Annotated in this window: 9 protein-coding genes; 6 read left to right on the top strand and 3 right to left on the bottom strand. The window is 72.2% G+C overall.

Features of this window, described 5'->3' with window-relative positions:
- Positions 1-30: 30 nt before the first annotated feature.
- A complete protein-coding gene (locus tag ACFXG1_RS23725) occupies positions 31-762 on the bottom strand; it encodes an IS5 family transposase (protein WP_384708678.1) in 732 nt (243 codons plus the stop codon).
- 230 nt (positions 763-992) lie between these two features.
- Complete coding sequence (locus ACFXG1_RS23720; RefSeq protein ID WP_384708681.1) at positions 993-2,528, bottom strand: class I adenylate-forming enzyme family protein; 1,536 nt, start codon at positions 2,526-2,528, stop codon at positions 993-995.
- A gap of 164 nt (positions 2,529-2,692) precedes the next feature.
- Here ACFXG1_RS23720 and ACFXG1_RS23715 point away from each other — a divergent pair, with 164 nt between their 5' ends.
- The 3 genes from ACFXG1_RS23715 to ACFXG1_RS23705 all read left to right on the top strand — a co-directional run bounded on the left by ACFXG1_RS23715 (position 2,693) and on the right by ACFXG1_RS23705 (position 5,763).
- On the top strand, positions 2,693-3,829 hold the full coding sequence (locus ACFXG1_RS23715) for an acyl-CoA dehydrogenase family protein (protein ID WP_384708684.1): 1,137 nt from the start codon (positions 2,693-2,695) through the stop codon (positions 3,827-3,829).
- A 1-nt stretch (position 3,830) separates the two neighbouring features.
- Positions 3,831-4,754, top strand: coding sequence for an acyl-CoA dehydrogenase family protein (locus ACFXG1_RS23710; RefSeq protein ID WP_384708687.1), 924 nt, complete (start codon positions 3,831-3,833; stop codon positions 4,752-4,754).
- A gap of 400 nt (positions 4,755-5,154) precedes the next feature.
- Positions 5,155-5,763 carry an ATP-binding protein gene (locus ACFXG1_RS23705; RefSeq protein WP_384708690.1) on the top strand — a complete coding sequence of 203 codons (609 nt, stop codon included), beginning with the start codon at positions 5,155-5,157 and terminating at the stop codon, positions 5,761-5,763.
- A gap of 112 nt (positions 5,764-5,875) precedes the next feature.
- Here the strand turns inward: ACFXG1_RS23705 and ACFXG1_RS23700 are convergent, their stop codons facing one another.
- On the bottom strand, positions 5,876-6,802 hold the full coding sequence (locus tag ACFXG1_RS23700) for a cyclase family protein (protein WP_384708706.1): 927 nt from the start codon (positions 6,800-6,802) through the stop codon (positions 5,876-5,878).
- A gap of 107 nt (positions 6,803-6,909) precedes the next feature.
- Here ACFXG1_RS23700 and ACFXG1_RS23695 point away from each other — a divergent pair, with 107 nt between their 5' ends.
- The 3 genes from ACFXG1_RS23695 to ACFXG1_RS23685 are packed head-to-tail and all read left to right on the top strand — an operon-like array spanning position 6,910 to position 10,072.
- Positions 6,910-7,836, top strand: a complete 927-nt coding sequence (locus ACFXG1_RS23695; RefSeq protein ID WP_384708694.1) for an SDR family oxidoreductase — start codon at positions 6,910-6,912, stop codon at positions 7,834-7,836.
- Positions 7,833-9,002, top strand: a complete 1,170-nt coding sequence (locus ACFXG1_RS23690) for an acyl-CoA dehydrogenase family protein (RefSeq protein WP_384708697.1) — start codon at positions 7,833-7,835, stop codon at positions 9,000-9,002. Before ACFXG1_RS23695 ends, ACFXG1_RS23690 begins: the two co-directional genes overlap by 4 nt.
- 20 nt (positions 9,003-9,022) lie before the next feature.
- Positions 9,023-10,072, top strand: coding sequence for an alcohol dehydrogenase catalytic domain-containing protein (locus tag ACFXG1_RS23685; protein WP_384708709.1), 1,050 nt, complete (start codon positions 9,023-9,025; stop codon positions 10,070-10,072).
- Positions 10,073-10,386: the final 314 nt, after the last annotated feature.

The following is a 10,386-nucleotide window of genomic DNA, read 5'->3' as shown; positions in this document are numbered from 1 at the left end:
GCGAGTTTGATCCGGTTATGTCGGGTTGCGTCAGGAGATGGTGCTCTCGCCGGTCAGGCGGCGGGCCATCAGGTCGCTCATGGCCAGGTGGGTCATGGCTTCGGAGCGGGCCGGGAGAGTCTCGTAGTCGCGAGCCAGGCGGCGGTTCAGCATGAGCCAGCCGTAGGTCCGCTCCACCGCCCAACGCTTGGGTATCGGGGTGAATCCCCTGGTCCCTGCCTTGCGGGTGGTGATTTCCATGTCGATGCCGAGGGTGCCGGCGTCGGAGTCCTGGACGCTGGCCGCGGTGACCAGGACCGCGAGCAGGAGGCCGAGCGTGTCGGTCACGATGCTCCGCTTGCGGCCCACGATCTTCTTGGCGCTGTCCGTGCCCTGATTCGTGGCGGGAACGCTGGTGGAGGTCTTCACGCTCTGTGCGTCGATCACACACGCCGAAGGCTCGGCGTTCCGGCCCTCCCGCTCGCGCACCAGTTCCCGCAGCAGGCCGTTGAGCTGGACGAACACGCCATCGCGCTGCCACTTGGCGAAGTAACCGTAGACGCTGTTCCAGTGCGGGAAGTCGTGCGGCAGGTAGCGCCACTGGACGCCGGTGCGGTCCACGTACAGGATCGCGTTCATGATCTCGCGCAGGTCGAGCTCGGCGGGCCGGCCGAAGCCCAGCGCCCGGCCGTGGCGCTCGTAGCGCCACGCGGACAGCACCGGCTCGATCAACTCCCGGCGGGCATCGGACAGATCACTCGGATACGCACGACGGTCAGCCATGACCTGGGCATACCGCCGGTCCGGGGCGTGCGCCCAGGCGTGCGTTCGCCCGCGTGGAAGCACGGAACAGACCCGGGCGTCCTGGAATGAGACAGGCGCAGGCCGACTCCCGTCTCGGACACCACACCTTCCGCCTCAGAAAGCCAGAACGGACCCGCTAGTCCCACCAGCATCAGCACCTTAGCGGGCACAAAGAATCCGATAACACCGCACTATTGATGACACGACCTCTAACCGCCGAACCGCTCCCGCAGCCGGTACTTCAGCACCTTCCGCAGCGTCTCGTTCCTGGGCAGCGCGTCCACCACCTCCAGCTGTTCCGGGATCTTGTACGGGGCCAGGTCGTGGGCGCGCAGGTAGGCGGTGAGGTCCGGGAGGGTGAGCGGGGTGGTGTCCGGGTGCTGTTCGAGGACCGCGCAGACCCGTTCGCCCCGGGAGTCGTCGGGGAGGCCGATCACCGCCGCGTCGGACACGGACGGATGGGTGTGGAGCAGGTCCTCGATCTCCTTCGCGGAGATGTTCTCGCCCTTGCGGATGATGACGTCCTTGCTGCGGCCGGTGAGGACGAGATGGCCGGAGGGGGTGAGCTGCCCGAGGTCGCCGGTGCGGAGGAAGCCGTCGGCGTCGAAGGCCTCGGCAGTGTGGGCCGGGTCGAGATAGCCCCGGCAGACGGCCTCGCCGCGGAGGCGGACCTCGCCGTCGACGATCCGGATCTCCATGCCGTCCGGCGGGCGGCCCTCCGTGGCCGCCAGATCGGCGGGGGAGTCGTCGGGCGCGCCCATGGTGATCATGGGGACCTCGGTCATGCCGTAGCCGTGGGTCAGCGCGCAGCCCAGTTCGCGGACGACCGCGTGGTACAGCTCGGGCGGTTTGGGCGCGCCGCCGCCCGCGAGGAGGCGGAGGGTGGGGATGAGCTTCTCGCCGGGCGGCAGCTTCCGCTGTTCCGCCAGGAACATGGAGTAGAAGGCAGTGGAGCCGCCGGCCGTGGTCACGCCGTGGCGGCGGTAGTCGGCGAGGGCGTCGGGCAGCGCGAACTTCTCGAAGAGGACCGCGGGGAAGCCGTACAGGAGCAGCATCACCAGATAGTCGGCGCCGCCGATATGGGCGAACGGGAAGGCGATGGAGCCGATGTCGTCGGGGGTGAGCCGGAGGGCGTGGGCGAGGCAGGAGCCCGCGGCGATCAGGGAGCGGTCGGTGTGGCGGACGCCCTTGGGGTCGGAGGTGGTGCCGGAGGTCCAGTAGATCCACCGGACATCGGTGCCGTCGGCGGGCGGCGGGGGCAGGACCGCCGGGTCGCCCCGCGGGAGGGTGCCGTACGCGTCGAACACGCCCCGCGCACCGATCCGGTCGGCCATCGCGCGGTGGTCGAAGCCGCGCCACTCGCCGGGGACGGCGAAGAGTTCGGCGCGGCAGGCGGTGAGCGCGAACGACACCTCCCGGTCGCGGTAGAAGGGGATGACCGGGGACTGTACGGCGCCGATCCGGGCGAGGGCCGCGCACAGGACGACGGTCTCGATGGTGGTGGGGAGCTGCCAGGCGACGACCGTGCCGGGGCGGACGCCGAGGCCGTGCAGTCCGGCGGCGGCGCTCTCGGCGGCGTCGCGGAGCCCGCCGAAGGTGAGGACGCGGTCGTCCTGGAGGAGGACGCGCCGGTCGGGGGTGAGGGCGGCGCGGCGGGCGATCAGCTCCCACAGGGTGCGGGCGGTGCCGAGTTCGTACGCGACGGCGCGGGCGTCGGGTTCCGTGTGCGCGGTCTCGGTGGCCATGGGCGGACGCCTCCCGGTTCGGGCCCAGTCATCTGACGTGACGTCAGATCGTGTCGAGAGGGTAGGGCGCCATCGCTTGTCGGTCCAGAGGGGTGGGGCTAGCCTGGGAGCGGTTGAAATGTGATGGGTCGTCAGATAGCGGGGCGGGGAGAGGCGGACCGTACGTGGACTTCGGCCTGACGGAAGAGGAGACGGCGTTCCGCGCCCGGCTGCGCGCCTGGCTCGCCGACCACCTGCCCCTTCTCCCCCCGCGGCCCGCGCCCGACGACTGGCCGGGCCGGCGCGCGTACGACACCCGCTGGCAGCGCATGCTGTACGACGCCGGATACGCCCAGCTGCACTGGGACGCCCCGCCCGGACTGCGCCTGGCCTTCCTGGAGGAGACCGAGGCCGCGGGCGCGCCCTACGTCGGCGCCAACTTCGTCGGACTGCTGCACGCCGGACCCACCATCGCCACCGAGGGCAGCCCCGAACAGCGCGAACGCTGGCTCGAACCGATCCTGCGCGGCGACGAGATCTGGTGCCAGGGGTTCAGCGAGCCGGACGCCGGATCCGATCTGGCGTCCCTGCGGACCCGGGCCGTCCGCGACGGCGACGACTACATCGTCACCGGGACCAAGCTCTGGACCTCCCACGCCGAGGTCGCCGACTGGTGCGAACTCCTCGTCCGCACCGACCCCGAAGCGCCCAGACACCGGGGCATCAGCTGGCTCGCCCTCCCGATGGACGCGCCCGGCGTCACCGTACGGCCGCTGCGCACCCTCGCCGGTACGGCCGAGTTCGCCGAGGTCTTCCTCGACGGCGTACGGGTCCCGGTGGCCAACCGGGTCGGCGCCGAGAACGACGGCTGGCGGGTCACCATGGTCACCCTCTCGTTCGAACGCGGGACCGCCTTCGTCGGGGAGGTCGTCGCCTGCCGCCGCACCCTCGCCGCGCTCGCCGCCGCCGCCCGTGAAACGGGCCGCTGGGACGATCCGGTGCTCCGCCGCAGGCTGGGGCGGCTGCACGCCGACTTCACGGCCCTGTGGCGGCTGACGCAGTGGAACGTGAGCGAGTCCGAGGCCACCGGCGGGATCCCCGGCACCGGCGGATCCGTCTTCAAGCTCCGCTACTCCCGGGCCCGCCAGGAGCTGTACGACGCCGCCGCCGACGTCCTCGGCCCCGACGCGCTCGACCTGGGGCGCGAGTGGAACACCGACCGGCTGGCGTCGCTGTCGTACACCATCGCCGCCGGTACGTCGCAGATCCAGCGGAACATCATCGCCGAGCGGCTGCTCGGCCTGCCGAAGGGCGGCGCCTGAGATGCGGTTCCGGCTCACCGACGACCAGCGGGCCCTGAAGGCCGCGACCCGCGGACTCCTCGACCGGGTCCATCCGCCGAAAGCGGTACGGGCCGGGGCCGACGACGCGGCCGGGCCCGTACTCGACCCGGCGGTGTGGACGGCCGTCGCCGACGCGGGCGTCTTCGCCCTCCGGCTGCCCGAGGCCGAAGGGGGCGTCGGGCTCGGCGCGCCCGAGGCCGTCCTCGTCTTCGAGGAACTGGGCCGGGCCCTCGCCCCCGGCCCGCTGGTCGCCACCCATCTCGCGGCGGGCCGGGTACCGGGGGCCGCGACCGGGGAGACCGTGGTGACCCGGGTCGACGGCGGCCTGGTCGCCCATCTCGCGGCGGCCGACACCGTGGACGGCGACCCGGCCGGGGCCGTACCGCTGCGGTCCGTCGACCCGCTGACCCCGCTGCACCGGGCGCCCGGACCCGGGGCGGACGCCCCGTACGACCCGGTCGGCGCCCTGCTCACCGCCGCCGAGCAGCTCGGCACGGCGGGCCGGGTCACCGAGCTGGCCGTCCGGTACGCCGGGGAGCGCGAACAGTTCGGCCGGCCCGTGGGCTCCTTCCAGGCCGTGAAACACCTCTGCGCCGACATGCTGGTCCGTACGGAACTCGCCCGCGCGGCCGTCTACGCGGCGGCCGTCACCGGCGACCCGGCCGAGATCGCCGGGGCCAAACTGCTCGCCGACGAGGCGGCCGCGGACAACGCCCGCGACTGCGTCCAGGTCCACGGCGGCATGGGGTTCACCTGGGAGGCGGACGTCCATCTGCATCTGAAACGGGCCTGGGTACGGGCCCGGGTCAGGCCCTGTGCCGGGGACGCCGAGGAGATCTGCGCCCGGGCTCTGGGGGAAGCCGCCCAGCTCGCGGGCCCTTCCGGCGCGCGGGAGCCGCTATAGCACCATCCGGTGTCACGTTGCGTCGATATCGGGTTGTGTCCTTCGGATGACTCGTCACGGGGCGTCGTCGGTCGCTCACTCCGGTACGCTGCGTGAAATGCGAGTCGTACCGAGGCGTGACGGCCGCGGTGGTGCCCCCGAGGTGTCCCCGTGTCCGGGAAGGCGCGCCGCTCACACCACGGGTGAGCGGGCCACGCCCCCTTGTTCGACTCGCTGTGGCAGGTGTCGCACAGCCTCCGCGCCGGGTACTCCTTCGCGCTGGAATATGCCCGAAGCGCTTGTTGCGGTGACTGTACGTCAACCATGCTGGCCCGCAAGGGAGTCACGTTCGGTGACCCGGTCGGGAAAGACCCAGTCGAGGCGCGAGGCGATGTGTCCGCCGGTTCGGATGGTGTGAGCGGTGCAGGTGCTCCAGGTTCAGTTGGAGGTCGGTCCCGACCCCGCGGAGGTGGGAAGAGCCCGTAGATGGGCCCGGTCCCGGCTCATCGGCTCCGGGATAGACCACGACGAGCCGCTGGCGGAGACCCTGATCCTGCTCATCTCGGAGCTGGTGACCAACGCGGTCGTCCACACCGGCTGTCCGGCCGTCCTGCGGATGCTCTTCGGGCTCGGCAAGGCGGAGGCGGGCACGGTCCGGGTCGAGGTCGCCGACCGCTGCGCCCGGCCGCCCCGGCGGCGTACCGCCGAGGACGACGAGACCAACGGCCGGGGTCTCGAACTCGTCGACGGCCTCGCCGACCGGTGGGGCTGGCGCCAGGAGGGCAACGGCAAGGCCATCTGGTGCGAGGTCGACCGGGCGGTGCCGCTCGGCGTGGGCACCCGGCCCGGCGACACGCGCGGCGCGCACGGAGCGCACGGCGGGCACGGCGGGCACGGAGCGACCGCGCGGGAGATCGCGGCGGCGGGGTCCGGGATCCGGGACACCGGGCGCGAGGTCGTCGTACGGGACGGGGCCCGCGGTGGGGCCGCGCGCGCCGGGACGGCGGGGCTGGCGACCGTCCGGCGGTAGGGCCGGTAGTGCTGGTCTTTCGGTTCGGGAGCCGGGGTGCGGGGTGCGGGCGTGTGCCGTCGGCGCGCGCCCGCCGCCTTTCCGGGGCCGTACACCTCGGGTCCCGTACGGCTCACAACACCGCGACCGGGGCGACCGGTGTGCCCGTCGCGCCCACGAACGGCTCCGGCATGGCCGAGAGCAGGAACGCGTACCGGCGCTCTTCTCCACAGGCTGTGGACAACTCTTCGAGATTCCAGTTCTGCCCCTGAAGCATGCCCATCTCGACCAGGTCGAGAGCGTGCACCGGCAGCCACAGGTCCTCGATCTCCGGCGGGATGATCTCGAAGGGGAGTGTGTCGGTGGCGACCGCGGCCACGTCCCTGGCGTGGAACCACTCCGGTGTACGGATCGAGAGGCCCGGCGCCGGAAAGCCGTACGCGTGCCGGTCGCCCGCCAGCAGCAGCCCCAGCTGACCGGTCCTGACCAGGACCACATCGCCCGTACCTACGGTGACTTCGCCGAACTCCGCGGCCTCGTCCAGATCCTCCGGGGTGACCGCGTGCCCGGGACCCAGCCGGTCGACGCCCTTGGCGCGGGCCACATCCAGCAGCACCCCGCGCGAGACCACGTACGGCACCTTGTCGATACCGCTGTAGCGGGCCCGGCCGTGCGGGGTGATGGTGTCGGCGGAACGGCCGTTGTAGATCTTCCCGCCGTGCGAGACATGGGTCAGCGCGTCCCAGTGGGTGGCCGCCTGGAGCGCCATCGTCACGGCGTCGTCGCTGGTCGCGACGGTACCCGGGCCGAACATCTCGTAATTGATCTGGATCATCGTGTGCTGCGGGTTGATCCGGCCCGGGACCAGCCCGGTCTGCACCCCGTCGGCGTGCAGGGGGATCGCCAGCGGTACGCGCCGGCCGGATCGCACGCCGGCGGCGGCGGCCCGGACGACCGCGTCCGTCACCAGATTGAGGGTGCCGATCTCGTCGTCGGCGCCCCAGCGGCCCCAGTTGTTGACGCGCCGGGCGATCTCGTGGAACTCGGGCGGCAGCGGCATCGCGGTCCGGCCTCCTGACATCGGTTCGCCGTACGGGGGTTGTGCCGGACCGATCGGCCCTGCATAGAATCTAACGGACCGTCAGAAACCGCGGGAAGGGGCCGGGCGTGGGGAACTTCTTGGCAGGCAAGGTCGTCGCCGTCACCGGCGCGGGCCGCGGGATCGGCCGGGCGGTCGCGCTCGCCGCGGCGGCCGAGGGCGCGCGGGTCGTCGTCAACGACTACGGCGTCGGGGTCGACGGCGCCGAACCCTCGTCGGAGGTCGCCACCGCCGTGGTGAAGGAGATCGCGGCGGCGGGCGGCGAGGCCGTCGCCGTCGCCGACGACATCGCCACCATGGCGGGCGGACAGCGCGTCGTGGACACGGCGCTCAGCGCGTTCGGACGGCTCGACGGGGTGGTCTGCGTCGCGGGCATCCTGCGCGAACGGATGCTCTTCAATATGACCGAGGAGGAATGGGACCCCGTCGTCGCCACCCATCTGAAAGGCACCTTCACCGTCTTCCGCGCCGCCTCCGCCGTCCTGCGGAAACAGGGCTCGGGCACCCTCATCGGCTTCACCAGCGGCAACCACCAGGGCTCCGTCGCCCAGGCCAACTACGCGGCGGCCAAAGGCGGGATCATCTCCCTCGTCCGCAGCGCCGCGCTCGGACTGCACCGCTACGGCGTCACCGCGAACGCGGTCGCGCCCGTCGCCCGTACCCGGATGTCGGCGGGCGTCCCCATGGAGCTGAAGGAGATCGGCGAACCCGAGGACGTGGCCGCGCTCGTCGTCTACCTCCTCTCCGACCGGGCCCGGGAGATCACCGGACAGGTCTATACGATCGCCGGGCCCAAGATCGCGGTCTGGGCGCAGCCGCGCGAATTGCGCGCCGGATACGCGGACGGCGGCTGGACCCCCGGGAAGATCGCCGACTTCCTGCCCGGCACGGTCGGTACCGACCCGATGCCGATGCTTGCGGCGCTGGAGGAGATGGCGCGGGCCGCGAAGGCGGGTGACCGCCCCAACGCCGGGGGTGGCGGGGACGCCGTATGAGCGGCGGGGAGGAGGAGTTCAGGGCGGAGGTCCGTAGCTGGCTCGCCGAGCGGCTGACCGGCGCCTACCGGGGCGCGGGCGGCGGCCCCGGCCGGGAGCACGAGGACGTGGCCGTACGCCGCGCCTGGGAACGCGAACTCGGGCGCGCGGGCTGGATCGGCCTGGGCTGGCCCGACGGCGGCTGGGGCAACCGCGCCGAGAGCCCGGCGCGGCGGATGGTGTGGGCCGAGGAGTACGCGTACGCCCGCGCGCCCGGCCGGGTCGGGCACATCGGCGAGAACCTGCTCGCGCCGACCCTGATCCGGTACGGGACGGCGGAGCAGCGGGACCGCTTTCTGCCTGCGGTCGCCCGGGGCGACGAGCTGTGGTGCCAGGGGTACAGCGAGCCGGACGCGGGATCCGACCTGGCGGCGCTGCGGACGACCGCCGTCCGCGATGGCTCCCGCTACCGGATCACCGGCCAGAAGGTGTGGACGTCGCTGGCCCGGGAGGCCGACTGGTGCTTCGTCCTGGCCAGGACCGAACCCGGCTCCGTACGCCATCACGGACTGTCGCTCCTGCTGGTACCGATGGACCAGCCGGGCCGGATCGAGGTCCGGCCGATTCGGCAGCTCACGGGGACGAGCGAGTACAACGAGGTCTTCTTCGACGGGGCCGCCGCCCGCGCCGACCATGTCGTCGGCCGTGCGGGGGACGGCTGGACGGTCGCGATGGGCCTGCTCGCGATGGAACGCGGGTTGTCGACGCTCGCCCAGCAGATCGGCTTCGAGACGGAGCTGCGGGACGTCGTCCGTACGGCGGTGACGACGGGCGCGGTACGGGACCCGGTGCTCCGGGACCGGCTGGTGCGCCAGTGGGCGGAGTTGCGGGCGATGCGCTGGAACACGGAGGGGACGCTGGGGGCTTCCGATGAGACGGGCGCCGCGAGCGCGGCGAAGCTGCTGTGGGGCGGCTGGCACCGGCGGCTCGGCGAGCTGGCGATGGCGGTACGGGGCGCGGCGGCGACGGCCGGCCCCGGGGAGTGGAACGCCTCGTACGAACTCGCCCCGGACCAGCGGATGTTCCTGTTCAGCCGGGCCGACACGATCTACGGCGGCTCGGACGAGATCCAACGTACGGTCATCGCCGAGCGGGTACTCGGCCTCCCGAAGGAACCGAAGGGGTGAGTCCGCCGATGGGACCGTTGCTGCGGGGCGTGGTGTTCGACGGCGAACGGGCGGAGGTCGTCACCGATCTGGAGATCCGCGACCCGGGCCCGGGGGAGGTCCTTGTCGCGATCGAGGCGGCCGGGCTCTGCCACAGCGATCTGTCGGTGATCGACGGCACGATCCCCTTCCCCGTCCCGGTGGTCCTGGGCCACGAGGGCGCGGGCGTCGTGGAGGCGGTCGGGGCGGGCGTGCGGCATGTGGCGCCCGGGGACCGGGTGGCGCTCTCCACTCTCGCCAACTGCGGCGCGTGCCCGGACTGCGACCGGGGCCGCCCCACGATGTGCCGCCGGGCCATCGGCCGCCCGGCCCGCCCGTTCTCACGCGGCGGTACGCCCCTGTACCAGTTCGCGGCCAACTCGGCCTTCGCCGAACGGACCCTCGTGAAGGCCGTCCAGGCGGTCCGGATCCCGGCCGGCATCCCCCCGGCGTCGGCGGCCGTACTCGGCTGCGCCGTCCTGACCGGTGTCGGCGCCGTGCTCAACCGGGCGAAGGTCGCCCGGGGCGAGACGGTCGTCGTCATCGGCGTCGGCGGTATCGGCCTCAACGTCGTCCAGGGCGCCCGGCTGGCGGGCGCGGCGACGATCGTGGCGATCGACACCAACCCGGCGAAGGAACCCCTGGCGCGCCGCTTCGGCGCGACGCACTTCCTCCCGGCCGCGGACGAGGCCCGTACGATCCTCCCCACCGGCGCCGACCACGTCTTCGAATGCGTGGGCCGCCCCGCCCTGATCCGTACCGCGATCGACCTCCTCGACCGCGGCGGCCGGGCCGTACTCCTCGGCATGACACCCCCCGCGGCGGAGGCGACCTTCCTCCCGGCCGCGATGTTCCTCGACAAGTCGCTCCTGGGCTGCCGCTACGGCTCCTCCCGCCCCCAGCACGACCTGGCCCTCTACGCGGACCTCTACCGCCGCGGCCAACTCCTGCTGGACGAACTGGTCTCGGACACCTACCCGGTGGAGGAGTTCACCAAGGCCGCGACGGCGGTGCGATCGGGTACTGCGGCCCGCGCGGTGCTGATTTTCTGAGCCCTTTCACGGCTAATCCCGCCGGACGGTGAACATGGTGAGCCGTGATTGCACCGCCATGACCCGGTGTTCGGCGATGAGGACCCCGCGCGACAACACCTCCGTTCGTCCATGAGGGCGGAGAACAGCCGAATGTTCGAAGTAATAGCGACAGATACTCTTGTTTCGGCGAGCTGAATCTGCTATTGCCAGATTGGTGGCGATTGAGGTTCTTCCTTCCCGGGCTGGATACCCGCAGTGCCCTCCCTATACGGTTTCAGTGACGAGCTGATGATGAATCGCCGTGTGTGCGGGGGGTTTTGAGCTGTGACGGA

It is taken from the genome of Streptomyces sp. NPDC059248, assembly GCF_042753905.1.
Classification (GTDB): domain Bacteria; phylum Actinomycetota; class Actinomycetes; order Streptomycetales; family Streptomycetaceae; genus Streptomyces.
The sequence above is the reverse complement of the archived record's forward strand: the minus strand, read 5'-3'. Positions and strand labels throughout refer to the sequence as shown.